Origin of the sequence: Kineosporia sp. R_H_3 (assembly GCF_002198675.1) — a bacterium.
Classification (GTDB): domain Bacteria; phylum Actinomycetota; class Actinomycetes; order Actinomycetales; family Kineosporiaceae; genus R-H-3.
In genome coordinates this window covers 1-17,028 of record NZ_MWLL01000135.1, presented here as the reverse complement: position 1 = coordinate 17,028, position 17,028 = coordinate 1, and the positions used below count along the sequence as shown (strand labels likewise).

14 protein-coding genes are annotated in these 17,028 nt (G+C 75.9%); 5 read left to right on the top strand and 9 right to left on the bottom strand.

The window, feature by feature from the left end; all coding sequences use genetic code 11:
* Positions 1–54: 54 nt before the first annotated feature.
* From ECOMGDLI_RS13810 to ECOMGDLI_RS13800, 3 genes are read right to left on the bottom strand one after another with little or no spacing between them, the layout of a single operon-like run.
* Entirely contained in the window at positions 55–1,005 is a 951-nt protein-coding gene (locus ECOMGDLI_RS13810; RefSeq protein ID WP_088317403.1) for an ABC transporter ATP-binding protein, read from the bottom strand.
* 11 nt (positions 1,006–1,016) lie between these two features.
* Positions 1,017–2,306, bottom strand: a complete 1,290-nt coding sequence (locus tag ECOMGDLI_RS13805; protein ID WP_198954841.1) for an MFS transporter — start codon at positions 2,304–2,306, stop codon at positions 1,017–1,019.
* A complete protein-coding gene (locus ECOMGDLI_RS13800; protein WP_233153450.1) occupies positions 2,303–2,542 on the bottom strand; it encodes a DUF3046 domain-containing protein in 240 nt (79 codons plus the stop codon). The genes ECOMGDLI_RS13805 and ECOMGDLI_RS13800 overlap by 4 nt, the downstream gene beginning before the upstream one ends.
* Before the next feature lie 103 nt (positions 2,543–2,645).
* On the opposite strand from ECOMGDLI_RS13800, the gene ECOMGDLI_RS13795 reads away from it, so the two are divergent.
* A complete protein-coding gene (locus tag ECOMGDLI_RS13795) occupies positions 2,646–7,571 on the top strand; it encodes a DEAD/DEAH box helicase (protein WP_088317402.1) in 4,926 nt (1,641 codons plus the stop codon).
* A 66-nt stretch (positions 7,572–7,637) separates the two neighbouring features.
* On the opposite strand, the gene ECOMGDLI_RS13790 is transcribed toward ECOMGDLI_RS13795, so the two are convergent.
* Positions 7,638–8,639 (bottom strand): hypothetical protein, encoded by a 1,002-nt coding sequence (locus ECOMGDLI_RS13790; RefSeq protein ID WP_088317401.1) that lies wholly within the window; start codon positions 8,637–8,639, stop codon positions 7,638–7,640.
* Entirely contained in the window at positions 8,636–8,908 is a 273-nt protein-coding gene (locus ECOMGDLI_RS13785; protein WP_143447699.1) for a hypothetical protein, read from the bottom strand. Before ECOMGDLI_RS13785 ends, ECOMGDLI_RS13790 begins: the two co-directional genes overlap by 4 nt.
* Positions 8,909–9,040: 132 nt before the next feature.
* Between ECOMGDLI_RS13785 and ECOMGDLI_RS13780 the strand changes: the two genes are divergently transcribed.
* A complete protein-coding gene (locus ECOMGDLI_RS13780) occupies positions 9,041–9,715 on the top strand; it encodes a LamG-like jellyroll fold domain-containing protein (RefSeq protein ID WP_088317399.1) in 675 nt (224 codons plus the stop codon).
* Positions 9,716–9,740: 25 nt separating this feature from the next.
* Here the strand turns inward: ECOMGDLI_RS13780 and ECOMGDLI_RS13775 are convergent, their stop codons facing one another.
* The 4 genes from ECOMGDLI_RS13775 to ECOMGDLI_RS13760 form a co-directional block, all read right to left on the bottom strand.
* A complete protein-coding gene (locus ECOMGDLI_RS13775) occupies positions 9,741–10,484 on the bottom strand; it encodes a response regulator transcription factor (protein WP_088317398.1) in 744 nt (247 codons plus the stop codon).
* Positions 10,477–11,655 carry a sensor histidine kinase gene (locus ECOMGDLI_RS13770; protein ID WP_088317397.1) on the bottom strand — a complete coding sequence of 393 codons (1,179 nt, stop codon included), beginning with the start codon at positions 11,653–11,655 and terminating at the stop codon, positions 10,477–10,479. Before ECOMGDLI_RS13770 ends, ECOMGDLI_RS13775 begins: the two co-directional genes overlap by 8 nt.
* The gene (locus tag ECOMGDLI_RS13765) at positions 11,655–12,296 is read right to left on the bottom strand and encodes a hypothetical protein (protein ID WP_088317396.1); all 642 of its coding nucleotides are present in this window, start codon (positions 12,294–12,296) and stop codon (positions 11,655–11,657) included. The genes ECOMGDLI_RS13770 and ECOMGDLI_RS13765 overlap by 1 nt, the downstream gene beginning before the upstream one ends.
* 73 nt (positions 12,297–12,369) lie before the next feature.
* Entirely contained in the window at positions 12,370–12,999 is a 630-nt protein-coding gene (locus ECOMGDLI_RS13760) for an RNA polymerase sigma factor (protein ID WP_088317395.1), read from the bottom strand.
* A gap of 169 nt (positions 13,000–13,168) precedes the next feature.
* Here ECOMGDLI_RS13760 and ECOMGDLI_RS13755 point away from each other — a divergent pair, with 169 nt between their 5' ends.
* The 3 genes from ECOMGDLI_RS13755 (at position 13,169) to ECOMGDLI_RS13740 (ending at position 16,903) form a co-directional block, all read left to right on the top strand.
* The gene (locus tag ECOMGDLI_RS13755; RefSeq protein WP_158220999.1) at positions 13,169–13,831 is read left to right on the top strand and encodes an RNA polymerase sigma factor; all 663 of its coding nucleotides are present in this window, start codon (positions 13,169–13,171) and stop codon (positions 13,829–13,831) included.
* Positions 13,832–15,003: 1,172 nt separating this feature from the next.
* Positions 15,004–15,894, top strand: a complete 891-nt coding sequence (locus ECOMGDLI_RS13745; protein WP_088317404.1) for a DNA-formamidopyrimidine glycosylase family protein — start codon at positions 15,004–15,006, stop codon at positions 15,892–15,894.
* Positions 15,895–15,967: 73 nt separating this feature from the next.
* Positions 15,968–16,903 carry an acyl-ACP desaturase gene (locus ECOMGDLI_RS13740; RefSeq protein WP_088317392.1) on the top strand — a complete coding sequence of 312 codons (936 nt, stop codon included), beginning with the start codon at positions 15,968–15,970 and terminating at the stop codon, positions 16,901–16,903.
* Positions 16,904–17,028 lie beyond the last annotated feature (125 nt).

The window sequence follows — 17,028 nt, the reverse complement described above, 5'->3', positions numbered from 1 at the left end:
CCCCGTCGTCCCCGCCGGCCCGGCGGTCCCCGTCGTCGTCATGACCCGCCCCCGTCAGTCGACGAGCGAGCGGCCGGTGAGGTGGAGGAAGACGTCCTCCAGCGTGGAGCGCCGCACGAGCACGGACGACGGCCGCAGCCCGGCGGCGTGCACGGCCTGCACCGCGGCGTCGCCGTCCGGGGTGTAGACGAGGAGCCGGTCCGGCAGCACCTCGACGCGCTCGGCGAGCACCCCGGCGCTCGCGGTGACCGGGCCGGCCCACGGTGCGTTGTCGTCGTCCGGGAAGCGCAGCTCGAGGACCTCGCGGCTGGAGTGCTCCTCGATGAGCGAGCGCGGGCTGCCCTCGGCGACGATCCGGCCGGCGTCCATGACGACGAGCCGGTCGCACAGCTGCTCGGCCTCGTCCATGTAGTGCGTCGTGAGGACGAGCGTGACGCCCTGCCGCTTGAGCCGGAAGAGCCTGTCCCACAGGACGTGCCGGGCCTGCGGGTCGAGCCCGGTCGTCGGCTCGTCGAGCAGCAGGATCTCCGGGTCGTTGACGAGCGAGCGGGCGATCGTCAGCCGCCGCTTCATGCCGCCGGACAGCGGCTCGACCCGGCTCCCGGCCCGCTCGGCGAGCTGCGCGAACTCGAGGAGCTCGGCGGCCTTCGCGTGCGCCGCCTTGCGCGAGATGCCGAAGTAGCGGGCGTAGACGACGAGGTTCTCCGCGACGGTGAGCTCCTCGTCGAGGGTGTCGCGCTGCGGGACGACGCCGAGGCGGGCCCGGATCCGCGGCCCGTCCGTGCGCGGGTCGAGGCCGAGGATCCGCAGGTCGCCGCCGGACGGCGGGGAGACGCACCCGACCATCCGCATCGTCGAGGACTTGCCCGCCCCGTTCGGGCCGAGGAAGCCGAACGCCTCGCCGCGGCGGACGTCGACGTCGATGCCGTCGACGGCGGTGAAGTCGTCGAAGCGCTTGGTCAGCCCACGGGCGCTGATGAGGACCTCACGGTCGTCGACGTCCACGCTGCCCGACCCTACGCGGCGCCCCCGACAGGCTCGAACCGGTTTCCCCGCCGGGCGAGCAGGACGAGGACGGGGACGAGCAGGACGAGCGTGCTCAGCGACAGGACGCCGTACCCGAACCACTCGACGACCGGCCCGGCCAGGACGCCGGCGCTCGCCGCGACGACCCCCATGACGAGGTCGGACATCCCCTGCACCGAGGTCCGGACGTCGGCCGGCACGGACTCGGACAGCAGCGTCGAGCCCGCGACGAAACAGCCCGACCAGCCGAGGCCGAGCAGGGCGAGCGCGACCACCGACCGGCCCGCGCTGGTGGCCGGTGCACCGGCCGCGACCGCGCCCGCGAGGGCGAGGCAGGCGACCCCGAGCGAGATCGCGGTGCGGCGGCCGTAGCGGTCGGTGAGCCAGCCCCAGACCGGGCTCAGCGCGTACATGCCCGCGACGTGTGCGGAGATGACGACGCCGACGACAGGCATGGAGACACCGCCGCCGGAGAGGTGGACCGACGTCATGACCATGAGGGCGACCATGACAGCGTGCCCGACCCCGACCGCGGTGAGCCCGAGAAGGGCGTCCCGGCTGCGGACGGCCGCCCTGAGGGCGAGCCATGTCGGGGACGACCCGCGGCTCCGGTCCGCCGGCCGCGCAACGGCCCTGGCCTCGGCGCCGGCCCGCAGCACGTGGGCCAGCGGGTCGGGCCGGAGCAGGGCCCACAGTGCGACCGCCGCCGCCGAGTACCCCGCGACGGCGAAGACGAACGGTCCGACCAGCTCGGGCACCCCGAGCCCCCGGCTCACCGCGCCCGCCGGGACGATGAGCAGGGGCCCGACGACACCCCCGACGGCGCCTGCCCAGACGACGAGCGACAGCGCCCGGCCCCGACGCTGCGCGACCACCCCGTCGATCGCGGCGAAGCGGGCCTGCAGCCCGGACGCCGAACCACCGCCGAAGAGAGCGGCGCCGACGAGGAGCAGCGGGAAGGACTCCACAGCGCCGGCGGTCACAGACAGCAGAGCGCCGACGGCGCCGATGGCGTACCCCAGGGCGAGCGCCGGACGCCGGCCGCGTCGACCCGCGAGCTTCGCGAGCGGGACGGCGAGCGCGGCGCCGCCGATGACGCCCATGGTCTGCGCGAGGCCGGCCAGGGAAACCGAACCGGACAGGTTCGAGGCGAGGACGCCGTTGACCGTGACACCTGCGGTCACCCCGAGGCCGCCGATGACCTGCGCGCCAGCGAGCACGGGGATGGTCCGCGGGTTGTGCGCCACGGCGACCGCGACGGGCCCGCCGTCCGCCGTCACGACGACCGGCCGCGGCGCGCGGAGCGGGCCTGCTGCTCGTCGAGGCCCCAGCGGCGCTCCTGCGGGACGTCGAGGTCGTCGCAGAGCGCGAACCACACGGTGCGGGCGTCCTCGCCGGCGTCGAGGGCCTGCTGCGCCGTCCGGTGGCCGAGGGCGCCGAGCACGTGCTCGCGCACGAGGAGGCGGCCGTGCACGGGCCCGAACTCGCCGTCCACGAGGGTCCAGAAGTCGCTCATCCGCACGCCGGGAGCATCGCACGCGGGGCCGACGGGCGGCACGGCCGTCCCGCCCACGGATCCGGACGGGCGGTCTGTCGGTGGTGCGGGGCAGGATGTCGGTATGGCCGCCCGCCGTTCCGACGACACCTCGCCGCAGGCCGTGCTCGCACGGTTCACGCCGGCGACCCGGTCGTGGTTCGAGGGCGCCTTCGACGCCCCCACCCCGGCGCAGGTCGGCGCCTGGGCGGCGGTCTCCCGCGGTGACCACGCCCTGGTCGTCGCCCCGACCGGGTCGGGCAAGACGCTCGCCGCGTTCCTCTGGGCGCTCGACCGGCTCGCCGCGGTGCCGGCACCGGCCGAGGCGTCGAAGCGGTGCCGGGTGCTCTACGTCTCACCGCTCAAGGCCCTCGCGGTGGACGTCGAGCGCAACCTGCGCAGCCCGCTCGCCGGGATCCGGCAGGCCGCGACCCGGCTCGGGCTGCCGGTGCCGGACCTGCGCGTCGGCGTCCGCTCCGGGGACACCCCGGCCGACGAGCGCCGGGCCTTCGCGAAGACCCCGCCGGACATCCTCATCACGACCCCCGAGTCGCTCTTCCTCATCCTCACCTCGGCGGCGCGGTCGTCGCTCGCCGGCGTCGAGACGGTCGTCGTCGACGAGGTGCACGCGCTCGCCGGGTCCAAGCGCGGCGCGCACCTCGCGCTGAGCCTCGAGCGGCTCGACGCGCTGCTGCCCTCGCCCGCGCAGCGGGTCGGCCTGTCGGCGACCGTGCGGCCGGTCGAGGAGGTCGCCCGCTGGCTCGGCGGCTCCGGGCAGACGCCCGTGCACATCGTCCAGCCGCCCTCGACGAAGAAGTTCGACCTGCGGGTCGTCGTCCCGGTGCCCGACATGGGCGACCTGGACGCCGCCGCGACCGGGGTGCCCGGCGGTGCGCCCGGTGGCGTCGGCGGCGGGAGCGCGACCGGGGCCGGCGGCGCGGACGGCGCACCGGGCGGCTGGGCGGAGCCGGACCTCACCGGGGCCGCGGCGGGTGCGCTGCGGCGGCCGTCGATCTGGCCGCACGTCGAGGAACGCGTCGTCGACCTCATCGCCGAGCACCGCTCGACGCTCGTCTTCTCGAACTCGCGGCGGCTCGCGGAGCGGCTCACCGCCCGGCTCAACGAGGTCTGGCACGAGCGGACGACGGGTGCGGAGCTGCCCGAGCCCGGGTCGGTGCAGCCCGCCGCGCTCATGGCGCAGGCCGGTGCGGCCGTCGGGGTCCCCGCCACGCTGGCCCGCGCGCACCACGGCTCGGTGAGCAAGGAGCAGCGCTCGATCATCGAGGAGGAGCTCAAGGCCGGCCGGCTGCCCGCGGTCGTCGCGACGTCCAGCCTCGAGCTCGGCATCGACATGGGCGCCGTCGACCTCGTCGTCCAGGTCGAGTCGCCGCCGAGCGTCGCGAGCGGCCTGCAGCGGGTCGGCCGGGCCGGGCACCAGGTCGGCGCGGTGTCGCGCGGCGTGCTCTTCCCCAAGTTCCGCAGCGACCTCGTGCAGACCGCCGTCGTCGTGGAGCGGATGCGCGGCGGGCAGATCGAGGCGCTGCGGGTGCCCGCGAACCCGCTCGACGTCCTCGCCCAGCAGATCGTCGCGATGCTTGCGATGGAGCCGTGGTCGGTCGACGACCTCGAGGCGCTCGTCCGGCGGGCGGCGCCGTTCTCGACGCTGACCCGCGGGGTGCTCGAGGCCGTCCTCGACATGCTCTCCGGGCGCTACCCGAGCGACGAGTTCGCCGAGCTGCGGCCCCGCCTGGTCTGGGACCGGCTGACCGGCACCGTGAGCGCGCGGCCCGGGGCGCAGCGGCTCGCGGTGACGTCCGGCGGGACGATCCCCGACCGCGGCCTGTTCGGGGTGTTCCTCGCCGGCGGCGACGAGGCCCGCAAGGGCGCCGGTCGCCGCGTCGGCGAGCTCGACGAGGAGATGGTCTACGAGTCGCGCGTCGGCGACGTCTTCACGCTCGGCTCGTCCTCGTGGCGGATCGAGGAGATCACCCACGACCGGGTGCTCGTCACGCCCGCCCCGGGCCAGCCGGGGAAGCTGCCGTTCTGGCACGGCGACGCCCAGGGCCGGCCCGCCGAGCTCGGCCGCGCGGTCGGCGCGTTCGTCCGCGAGCTGACCCGCCTGGACGACGACGCGGCCCGTGAGCGGGCCCGGGTCGCCGGGCTCGACGAGTGGGCCGCGGACAACCTGCTCGCCTACCTGCGCGAGCAGCAGGCGGCGACCCGGCACGTGCCGGACGACCGGACCCTCGTCGTGGAACGCTTCCGCGACGAGCTCGGGGACTGGCGGGTCGTCGTCCACTCGCCGTTCGGCGGGCAGGTCCACGCGCCGTGGGCGCTCGCCGTCGCGGCGCGGTTCCGGGAGCGGTTCGGCGTCGAGGTGCAGGCGATGCACGGGGACGACGGGATCGTCCTGCGCCTGCCGGACGTCGAGACCGCGGACGGCCGGGCGCCCGACGTCGCCGACCTCATGACGCTCGACGCCGACGACGTCGAGGACCTCGTGACGACCGAGCTCGGCGGCTCGGCGCTGTTCGCCGCACGGTTCCGCGAGTGCGCCGCGCGGGCCCTGCTGCTGCCGCGCCGCACGCCCGGCAAGCGGCAGCCGCTGTGGCAGCAGCGCCAGCGGGCGGCCCAGCTGCTCCAGGTCGCGAGCCGCTACGGGTCGTTCCCGATCGTCCTGGAGACGGTCCGCGAGTGCCTCCAGGACGTCTTCGACGTCCCCGGCCTCGTCGAGCTCATGAAGGACCTCGCGTCCCGCAAGGTCAAGGTCGTCGAGGTCGAGACCGCCCAGCCGTCGCCGTTCGCCCGCAGCCTGCTCTTCGGCTACGTCGCGCAGTTCCTCTACGAGGGGGACTCGCCGCTCGCCGAGCGCCGGGCCGCGGCGCTCGCGCTCGACCCGACGCTCCTCGCGGAGCTGCTCGGGCGCGGCGAGGGCGCGGCGCTGCGCGACCTGCTCGACCCGGCCGCCCTCACCCGCACCGAGGCCGAGCTGCAGCGGCTCGACCCCGGGCGCCGGGTCCGGGGTCTCGAAGGGGTCGCCGACCTGTTGCGGCTGCTCGGCCCGCTGACGACCGCCGAGGTCGCCGCCCGGGCGACGACCGGCGAGACCGACGCCGGCGAGGCCGTCCTCCCGACGGTCGCGGCCGGCTGGCTCGACGCGCTGGAGGCGTCCCGCCGGGTCATCCGGGTCCGGGTCGCCGGCGAGCAGCGCTGGGCCGTCGTCGAGGACGCCGGCCGGCTCCGGGACGCGCTCGGCACCCCGCTGCCCGTCGGGATCGCCGAGGTCTTCACCGAGCCGGTCCCCGACCCGCTCGCCGACCTGCTCGGCCGGCACGCCCGCACCCACGGTCCGTTCACGGCGCACGACGTCGCCGCCCGGTACGGCCTCGGGCCCGCCGTGGTCACCGAGGCGCTGCGCCGGCTCGTCGCGGCCGGCCGGCTCGTCGAGGGCGAGCTGCGCCCGCTGGAGTCCGGCGGCGGCCAGGGCACCGACTACTGCGACGCCGAGGTGCTGCGGACGCTGCGCCGGCGCTCGCTCGCGGCGCTGCGCGCCGAGGTCGAGCCGGTACCGGCCGCCGACCTCGCCCGGTTCCTGCCGGCCTGGCAGGGCGTCGGCTCGTCGGTGCGCGGCGCGGAGGGGGTGCTCCGCGCGGTCGAGCAGCTCGCGGGGGCGGTCGTCCCGGCGAGCGCCCTGGAGACCCTCGTGCTGCCGGCCCGGGTGCCCGGCTACTCCCCCACGATGCTCGACGAGCTCACCGCCGCGGGCGAGGTCGTGTGGTCCGGGCACGGCGCCCTGCCCGGTGAGGACGGCTGGGTCGCGCTGCACCCCGCCGACCTCGCCCCCCTCACGCTGCCCGACCCGGACGCCGACCTCGTGCTCGGTGACGTGCACCGGGCCGTCCTCGACGCGCTCGCCGGCGGCGGCGCCTTCTTCTTCCGCGCGCTCTCCGACACCGCGGGGCTGACCGACGACGCGACCCTCACCGACGCGCTGTGGGACCTGCTCTGGGCCGGCCACCTGACGAACGACACGCTCTCCCCGCTGCGGGCGCGGCTGTCCGGCGGCCGGACGACGCACCGGTCGAAGCCCGCGGCGCCGCGGGCCCGGTACGGCGGCGGCCGGTACGCCGGGCTGCGGGCCGCCCGCGGCGCCGGTCGGGCCGCGCTGCCGAGCCGGTCGGGGCCGCCGGTCGCGGCCGGCCGCTGGTCGCTGCTGCCGCCGCGGGAGGCCGACGCGACGCTGCGCGCGCACGCGGGCGCCGAGGTGCTCCTCGAGCGGCACGGCGTCGTGACCCGGGGCGCCGTCGGCGCGGAGCGGGTGACCGGAGGGTTCGCCGCGGTCTACCGCGTGCTCTCCGCGTTCGAGGACGCCGGCCGGGTGCGCCGCGGCTACTTCGTCGAAGGGCTCGGCGCCGCCCAGTTCGGCACGACCGGCGCGGTCGACCGGTTGCGCGCCTCGGCCCGGCCGGTCGGTGACGGACCGGCGGACGGGTACGCCGACGGCTTCGGCGAGGGCATGGGCATGGGCATGGGCGACGGGTACGGCCGCGGCTCCGGCGGCGCGGTCCGCGACACGAGCGGGCGGACCGTCGTCCTCGCCGCGGCCGACCCGGCGAACCCCTACGGGGCGGCGCTCCCCTGGCCCGACCGGCCGGAGCGCCCGGACCGGACCGAGCCGGGCGACCGCGCGGCCGACGCGCCGACCGCTCCCGCCGGTGCCGGCCACAAGCCGGGCCGCAAGGCCGGCGCGCTCGTCGTCCTCGTCGACGGGGCGCTCGTGCTGTACGTCGAACGGGGTGGCCGGTCGCTGCTGTCGTTCACCGCGAGCGAGCCGGTCCTCCAGTCCGCCGCCGACGCGCTGGCGCTCTCGGTCCGCGACGGCGCCCTCGGTCGGCTCACCGTCGAGCGGGCCGACGGCGAGGGCGTCCTCTCCGGCGAGCACCCGCTGGCCCGGGCGCTCGCCGCGGCCGGCTTCCACGCGACCCCGCGCGGGCTGCGGCTGCGGGCCTGAGCCGACGGGGAGGCCCGACCGGCCCGACGGCCGCCGGCGCGGCCCGTCACCGGTGGTCGGGCCGGGTCAGAGCAACGCCGCGAGCGCGTCCAGCCCGGTGCCGTCCCCGCGGTCCCAGCCGGCGAGCCGATGCGCCTGCGGCGCGGGGAGCTGCCAGTCGACGTCGATGCTCACCGGCCAGATGTCGCGCAGCCACGCGAGGGCGTCGACCGGGTCGGCGCCCGCGGCGAGCACGACGACGATCCGGCACCCGACGGCGGTCGACGTCTCGTCCCGCACGTCGGCGAGGAACGGGTGCCGCAGCGGGCGCAGGTCGGGGGCCTCGGGCCCGCCCTCCGGCAGGTAGTCCGCGTACCGGACGGCGGGCGCCCCACGGACCTCGGCGTCGTGCCGGGCCGCGACCATCCGGCCGATCTCGTCCGGGTTCGCGCCGAGCGGCACCTCGGTGACGACGAGCACCTCCCGTCCGGGTCGGTGCTCGCGGACGACCCGGCACACCAGCCGGAGCCGTGCGGGACGGCCGGCGAGCAGGCCCTCGACGTCTCCCTCGACGAGGCCACCCGTGGGCAGGACGGGCGGGCCGGCGTCCATGGCCCCGGTGCGCAGCGCCGCGAGGACGGCGTCCGGCGCGAAGGAGGGCACCGTTCCGTCCCGGTAGAGCGTGCCCTCGACGACACCGAACGGCACCGGGCCGACCGCGCCCCGCTCCGAGGCGAGGGCGAGCCGCCCGGCAGGGCTCAGCCGCACCATGGTGTACCGCGCGTCGGCGGGCGGGTCGTCGCCCTGGGTCCCGACGTTGCCGAGCGGCTCCAGGAGCGGCAGGTGCCGCCGCCACGGGACGGCGAGGTCGACGAGCATCGGGTAGGCGTAGCGCGGACCGACCCCGGTCGCGGCCTCCACGGTCGCGAGCACCTGCGGCGTCGCCGCCGCGCTCCCGGCCGGGCCGTCGTCGTCGGCGTGGTCTTCGGGGCGGTCGCCGGGAGCGTCGTCACCGGGCGCGGACTCGTGCAGCTCGACCGCCTCGAGCAGCGCGACCTCGAACGGCTCGAGCCCGGTCCGGGCGCTCATGCCGCACCGACGAACACGTCGAGCGGGCCGTACGAGGTGTCCACGCGGACCACCCGCAGGCGCCGGGCCCGGGCGGGGTCGAGCGCGGCGCCGACGCGACCGAGGGCGCCCGCGAGCGCCTCCACGTCGTCCGGGCGGACGGCGACGTCGAGGTCGCGCGGTGCGCGGGGGTCACCGGCGAGGTGCCGCGCGGTGCCACCGACGACCTCGAAGAGCGCTCCCCCGGCCCGCAGCAGCGCCGCGAGGCGGACTGCCCGGCAGTCGGTCACGGCACCGACGGTACCGGTCAGGTTCGTGACACTCCGGGCGATCTCCCTGCAACGCCCCGAACCGGCTGCGAAGATCACCGGCGCGACGGCGGACCCTCGCCCGTCGCGGGGCGAACCACCGAAGGGGCAACCATGAACAGCAGCAGACTCATGACACGTGTGGCCGCGGGGGCGGTCGCCGCGGGGGCAGCGGTCCTCATGGCGCCGGGCGCCGCGGGCGCCGCGACCGAGCGGGCGCACTGGTCGTTCGAGGACACCGGCTCGACCGCGGCGGACTCGTCGGGGAACGGCAGCACCGGCACGCTGAAGAACCTCACGACCGGCGTCGCGGGCTCGACCGGCAAGGCCTTCGAGTGGTCGTCGAAGCCGAGCTACGTCACCGTCCCCGACAAGGCCGTGCTCGACCCGGGCACGTCGTCGTACTCCGTCTCGCTCAAGGTGAAGTTCACCGTGCTGCCGTCGTCGTCGGTCGGCGACTACGACCTGATCCGCAAGGGGCTGTCGACGACGTCCGGCGGGAGCTGGAAGGTCGAGATCGTCAAGAGCGGCCAGGCGCTGTGCAACTTCCGCGGCTCCGGCGGCCAGGGCCAGCTCACCAAGGGGCCCAAGCTCAACGACGGCGCGTGGCACACGATCACGTGCGCCCGGACGTCGTCCAAGGTCACCCTGACCGTCGACGGCACCTCGTGGAGCACCTCGAAGTCGACCGGCAAGATCAGCAACAGCTCGGCGGTCCTCATCGGCGCCAAGGACACCTCGGGCCACGACCAGTTCACGGGCGTGCTCGACGAGGTCGTCATCTCCTGAACCGGCACGCTGCGCCGGGCGGTGCTCAGCCCGTCCGGCGCGGCGGCGGCTGGTCCTGCGGGCCGACGAGGCCCGTCTTGTACGCGACGACGACGGCCTGCGCCCGGTCGTGGACCCCGAGCTTGTAGAGCACCCGGCCGACGTGGGTCTTCACGGTCGCCTCGCTGACGACGAGGTGCGCCGCGATGTCCGTGTTCGTCAGGCCGTGCGCCACGAGGACGAGCACCTCGCGCTCGCGGACCGTGAGCTGCTCGAGCTCGGCCGCCGTCGGCAGGGACTGCTGCGGGCGCGCGGTGAAGTCGGCGAGGAGCGTGCGGGCGACCTGCGGGTCGAGCCAGGCGTTGCCGGCGGCGACGGCACGGATCGCCTCGCCGAGCCAGTGCGGCGCGGCGTTCTTCAGGAGGAACCCGGAGGCCCCGGCACGCAGCGCCTCGAAGACCGCGTCGTCCTCGTTGAACGTCGTGAGCACGAGCACCGCCGTCTCGAAGCCGGACTCGGCGATGAAGTCGTCCCCGACGAGCCGGCGGGTCGCCTCCACACCGCCGGCGCGCGGCATCCGGATGTCCATGACGACGACGTCGGGGCGCAGCCGGTGCGCCAGCTCGACGGCCTGCAGCCCGTCGGTCGCCTCGCCGACGACCCTCAGGTCGGGCTCGGAGTCCACGAGCATCGCCAGCCCGGCGCGCACCAGCGGCTCGTCGTCGACGAGCAGCACCCCGACCGTGCGGTCGCCGACGCTGCGGTCCACCGGACCGGGCAGGTCAGCCATGCGTGGCCGCCGCGCGTTCCCGGGCCGCGGGCAGTCGGGCCAGGACGCGGAAGGTGCCGTCGGGCTGCGGACCGGCGAGCAGGTGCCCGTCGACGGACAGCACCCGCTCCCGCATCCCGACGAGCCCGTAGCCGCCGCCTTCGGGCCGACCGGCCGGCCGGCGTCCGGGCGCCCTGCGGTTGAGCACCTCCAGCTCGACGTCGTCCTCGAGCCAGCGCAGCCGCACCTCGACCGGGGCCGCCGGGTCGGCGTACCGGGTCGCGTTCGTCAGCGCCTCCTGGGCGATCCGGTAGACCGTGAGGTCGACGCCCGGCTCGAGCGCGCGCGGCTCCCCCTCGACGACGAACCGCGCGTCGGTGCCGCCGGCCGCGACCCGGTCGACGAGCGAGGGCAGGTTCGTCAGGCCGCTCGGGGACGACGCGACCCCGGTGCCCGGCGGGGCGTCGTCCGGGCGCAGCAGCACGAGCATCCGGCGCAGCTCGACGAGCGCCTGCTGGCCGAGGGTGTCGACGTGCGCGAGCGCGGCCGCCGCCCGGTCCGGGTCCTGCCGGACGAACCGCGCCGCTCCCCCGGCCTGCAGGAGCATGAGCGTCACCGAGTGGGCCACGACGTCGTGCAGGTCGCGGGCGATGCGGGTGCGTTCCGCAGCGATCGCCTCCTCGGCGGAGCGCCGGGACGCCTCGTGCCGCTGGCCCGACCACCGGGCCCAGCGGGCGACCCCGAACAGCGCCGCGAGGAGCACCATGTTCGGCACGGCCGCCGCGACGAACGCCGACGCGCGGTGGTCGGGGGACGCGTCGCGCACGTTCGTCGCGACGACGGCCGCCGCGGGGAGGGACGCCACCGCCAACGCGCCCACCGCCTCGGCGAGCCGGGACGTCGCGGCCACCGTGTACAGCCCCAACCACCACGAGAACGTCGGGAAGTACGTCGCGGTGACCGCCGGCGCGAGCAGCGCGTGCCCGACGACGACGAGGAACACCGCCCGCGGGTACCGCCGCCGGACGACGAGCGGCACGTACCCGAGGAACGCGTAGGCGATGCCGACCGCGGGCAGGATGCCGCGCTGCTGCTCGTTGCCGGACGACACGACGAGGTCCAGCACCCACAGCGCCATCGGCGGGACGACGTCGACGAGCACCCGGCGCCGCGCCTGGTCCGGCAGCCCCATCAGACGCCCGGCTCCCCGCCCGCGGACGTCAGGTCATCCGGGGTGTCCCCCGCGACCCGGGCCTTGCAGCACGAGCTCCACGGGAAGACGCAGCAGAAGCCGAACGCGACCGTGCCGCCCCGCTCGTGGCAGTGCTCGTCGACCCGGTGCCGGCGGATCGCCCGCTCGGCCTCGACGACGAGGTCGAGGTCGCTGAGCGGCCGCTCGAGCACACCGTCCGGGAGCACGCCCGCGACGACGAGCGCACGCCACAGACCCGGCTCCGCGTCGATGCTCCGGGCGACGGCCCGGACGTCGTACGCCGTGTGCAACGGGGTGTGCCGGGACGCGTCGGCGAGCGTGACGACGGCCAGCCCTTCCGGGCCGCCGGCGAGGTTGCGGACCTCGACACGGTCGACGGCGATCCGCTCGAGGTCGACGCGCGGCGGCCGGTGCCCGTCGCCGGCCACCCGCCGGGTCGGGCGCGGGAAGGACGCGAGGAGCACCTCGAACCAGTCGTCCTCGGAGGCGAGCAGCTTCTCCGGCGCGGGGGCGAGGACGACGTCCGCGGCGACGAGCACCCCCCACCCGAGGTGCCGGTCACGGGCCGACCCGGCGGCGACGTGCTGGAGCGAGACGATCGGGGGTGCAGGGAATCCCACGGGAGCCTCCTGGGGCCTGGGCGCGACGCGCACGTCGCACCGATCATGTCGATGATCAGGAACAAGTGTGGCGTCAACGGACACTTCGGAGAATCGGCAGGTGCCGGTCCTCCTCGGACAGATCACTGCGGAGGTCGCTGCGTACATCGCCCGCGAGACGTCGGTCCCGGCGCAGCCGGGCGAGCGCCCGCATCCGGGTCGGCCCCAGGCTGCCCACCGGCAGACCGAGGCGCCGGGACGTCTCCGCGTAGCTCGCACCGTCGTTGTCGAGCATCGCGAGCAGCACCGACCGCTGCCGCGCCGGCAGGTCGGCGACAGCGGCGTAGAGGGTGGCCGCGTCGAGCCGGCGGGCGACGTCGTCGTGCGGGTCGCCGTCCCCGTCGGTGGCGGCGATGCACCACGTCTCGTCCCCGGGATCCCGGGGCACGGTGCGGGCCCGTAGCCGCAGCGTCCGCAGGCTCTCCCGACGGCACGTCGTGACGAGCCAGCCGCCGAGCGCCTCGGGCTCGCGGACCCGGTCGAGGTTCTCCCAGAGCCGCAGCCAGGTCGTCTGGACGACGTCGTCGGCGTCCTCCGGCGCGAGGCGGTGCCGTCGCACCACCCATCTCAGCAGCGGACCGAACCGCTGCTGCGCGTCGTCCCAGTCCTTCGGCGAGCCGGCCTTGAGCCGCTCGAGGACGTCGTCCGGCGATCTGCTGCGCATGGGTGGATCCCCCGATCCTGGCCTGGCGGGTGTCGGGCGGCGGACGGCGGGCCGGCCGTGCTGCCACCGCTGCCAGCGTGCTCCCGGCGGCCGGTCCCGGTCGTCAGCCCAGGAGGCTGTCCCGGTGATCACCGCCGGGTGGTACGCGGGGGGTCGGCCTCATCCCGGGGTGGTAGCCGTCACCCGGTCGGCGGCGGGCCCGGTCAAGCCCCGGCGCCGGGACGCCGATCACGACGAGGTGCTGCCGGCCGAGGAGTTCGCCGCGCTGCTGCCCGCCGCGCGGGCCGGCGGCGGCTGGGCGCTGACCCGGCTCTGGGAGGCCTACTCCCCCGCGGTCCGGCGCTACGCGGCGTCCCGCGGCTCGGCCGAGCCGGACGACCTCACGAGCGAGGTCTTCCTCGGCGTGCTCACCGGGCTGTCGTCCTTCGACGGCGACGAGGCGGCGTTCCGGACCTGGCTCTTCACGGTGACGCACCGCCGGATGCTCGACGAGCTGCGCAAGCGCACCCGGCGGCGCACCGAGCCCGCGGCCGAGGTCGACGACGGCCGCTTCGAGGTGAGCGCCGAGGACCGGGCGGTGGAGAACGACGGCACCGCGCGCGCCGTCGCCCTGCTCGGGCACCTCTCCCCCGACCAGCAGGAGGTGCTGTACCTGCGGATCGTCGCGGACCTGTCGGTCGAGCAGGTCGCCGAGGCCGTCGGGAAGCGCCCCGGCGCCGTGAAGGCGCTGCAGCGGCGGGGCCTCGACTCCCTCAGACGGGTGATTCCGGCACAGCGTGTGTCCTCACCCGTACCCTCCGTCGACCCTGACGCGATGACGGAGACGAGATGAGCACACGACGCCGCATCAGCGACCCCGTCACCGACGCCGTACTGCGTGGGGACGGCCCGGGTCTGCGGACCCAGGGCCTGCCCGACCTGGCCGCCGTCGCCGACGCCCTCGCGCCGCTACGCCGTGCCGCTCAGGACGGACCGGTGCAGCCGACACCTGCACTGGCCGCCCTCCTGGCGCACGGCGCCCGGGGTCTCGTCCACCCGACGGGTGCGGCGCCGGCCACGGCACCGCACCCGGCCGCGGGACCGACCGGCCGCCACGGCCGCAGGGTCACCGCACCGAACCGGAGGAATCGCATGGTCTGGGAGTGGCTCGGCGGGCTCGGGCTCGCCGCGAAGCTGGGCGCGGCCTCGGCGGTCGCCGTCGCGAGCGTCGGACTCACCGGTGCGGCGGGCGCGCTGCCCGACCCGGTGCAGAACGACTTCGACAAGGTCGTCGCGACCGTGTCGCCGTTCGACGGCGGGGAGGACCCGAGCACCGGCATCTCCGTCGAGGACGACGCGACGCCCACCGACGACGCGACCCCGGGCGCGACCCCGACGGACGACGCGACGTCCCCGGACGACGGGTCGTCGTCCGGGGACGTCGCGNCGCGACGTCCCCGGACGACGACCCGTCGACCGGCGCGACGCCGTCCGACGACGGCACGACCGACGGGGCGACGCCGTCCGGCACCCGCTCGGACGACTCCGACGACGAGGCCGACGACGACTCCGACGCGGACGAGGCCGGTGACGACCACGGCGGGCGGACGCACGAGGACGACGACGCGGACGACGACTCCGACCACCGCTCCGGGTCGACGTCCGGCTCCCGGCGCGGGTCCGGCTCCTCGAAGGAGGAGGACGACGACCGGTCCGGCTCCCACCGCGGCTCCGGCTCGGACGACGACGCCGACGAGGACCGCTCCGGTTCGTCCCACGACGACGACGCCGACGAGGACCGCTCCGGCTCCTCGCACGACGAGGCCGACGAGGCCGACGAGGACTCCCACGAGAGCCGCTCGGGCTCCGGCAAGGGCGGCTCGGACGACCACTCCGACGAGGACTCCCACGAGGACGAGTCGGAGGACGACTGACGGCAACGGCGCCGTCGCAGCAGACCCGGCGGGCGATCCGGTCAGGGGACTCGCCACGCCGCTCGCGTCACCCTCGGGCAGAGTGTTCCTCGTGCCCGAGGGTGACGTGGTCTGGCGGACGGCCCAGCGGCTCCACGCCGCGCTGGCCGGCCGGGTCCTGCTGCGCACCGACCTGCGCTGGCCCTCGCTGGCCACGGTCGACCTCGCGGGCCGCCCGGTCCTCGAGGTCCTGAGCGCCGGCAAGCACATCCTCACCCGGGTCGCGGGCACGGACGACGCCCCGGGCTGGACGCTGCACAGCCACCTGCGCATGGAGGGCTCCTGGCACGTCCACCGCACCGGTGAGCCGTGGCGCGGGGCCCGGCAGGACCACGGGATCCGTGCGCTGCTCGTCAACGACACGTGGACGGCGGTCGGGCACCGGCTCGGGATGCTCGACCTCGTCCCCACCGACCAGGAGGACACGCTCGTCGGGCACCTCGGCCCCGACCTGCTCGGTCCGTCGTGGGACGCCGCCCGGGCCGTGGCCCGCCTCGTCGCCGACCCGGACCGCCCCGTCGGCGAGGCGCTCCTCGACCAGCGGGTGCTCGCGGGCGTCGGCACGTTCTTCATGTGCGAGGCGCTCTTCCTGCGCGGGGTCACGCCGTGGACCCCCGTCGGCGGCGCCGGCGACCCCGAGGCCCTCGTCGACCTGCTGCACCGGCTGCTCACCGCCAACCGCGACCGCGCCGTCCAGTCGACGACCGGGGACACCCGCGACGGCCGCACCCAGTACGTCCACGCCCGGTCGGGGCGGCCCTGCCGGCGGTGCGGCGCGACGGTGCGGGTGGCGTCGATCGGGCAGGCCCCCGCGGACCGGGTCGCCTTCTGGTGCCCGCGGTGCCAGCGCGGCCCGACCCCGACGGACAGCGGGGCCCCGATGCGCCCACTGGGCAGCCCCCGGCCCGACCGCGGGCGGTCGTACCGGCCCGGCCGGACCTGACGACACCCCTGGACGAGGTTACGGTGGCGTAGGAAACTCAGCCCGACACCGCCCGCGAGCCAGGGAGTCCACCATGGCCCAGTACACGCAGAAGCAGCTCCTCCACGAGCTCGAACCGGCCGTCGCCAAGGAGCTCGACCGGCACATCGCGGTCGCCAAGGAGTGGATGCCGCACGAGTACATCCCCTGGACCGAGGGCAGCAACTTCGACGGCCCGCTCGGCGGCCAGGCGTGGGACGTCGGCCAGTCGAAGGTCAGCGAGACCGCCCGGACGGCGCTGGTCGTCAACCTCCTCACCGAGGACAACCTGCCGAGCTACCACCGGGAGATCTACCAGTCGTTCGGCCCGGATGGCGCGTGGGGCACCTGGATCGGCCGCTGGACCGCCGAGGAGGGCCGGCACGGCATCGCCATCCGCGACTACCTGCTGACGACCCGGGCCGTCGACCCCGTCGCGCTCGAGCGCGAGCGAATGATCCACATGACGCAGGGCTTCGAGAGCTCCTACGAGCTCGACATGCTCCACACCGTCGCGTACGTCTCCTTCCAGGAGCTCGCGACCCGGATCTCGCACCGCAACACCGGGAAGTTCACCGAGGACCCGTTCTGCGAGCAGCTCCTCGCACGGATCTCGGTCGACGAGAACCTCCACATGGTCTTCTACCGCAACCTGCTCGCGCAGGCGCTCGAGCTCGCGCCGGACCAGACGATCCAGGCCGTCTGGGACGTCGTCGAGGGCTTCCAGATGCCCGGCTCGACGATCGAGGGCTTCACCCGGCGCTCGCTGCAGATCGCCCTCGCCGGGATCTACGACCTGCGGATCCACCGCGACGAGGTGCTCAACCCCGTCCTCAAGTTCTGGAAGCTCTTCGACATCGAGGGCCTGTCCGCCGAGGGCGAGCAGGCCCGCGACAAGCTCGCGACCTTCATGGACGCCCTCGACAAGAAGGCCGCCCGGTTCGAGGACAAGCGCGAGATGATCAAGACCCGCCAGGCCTCCCAGGCCTGACCCGCCACCCGCTCATACTCGCGGCCGGTACCGTTCCGGGCCCTCGGAGGGCCTGGTTCCGGTACCGGCCGCGAGCATGAGCGGGTATGGGGGGAGGGCGTCAGCGCGGGGTGGTCACCGTGGCG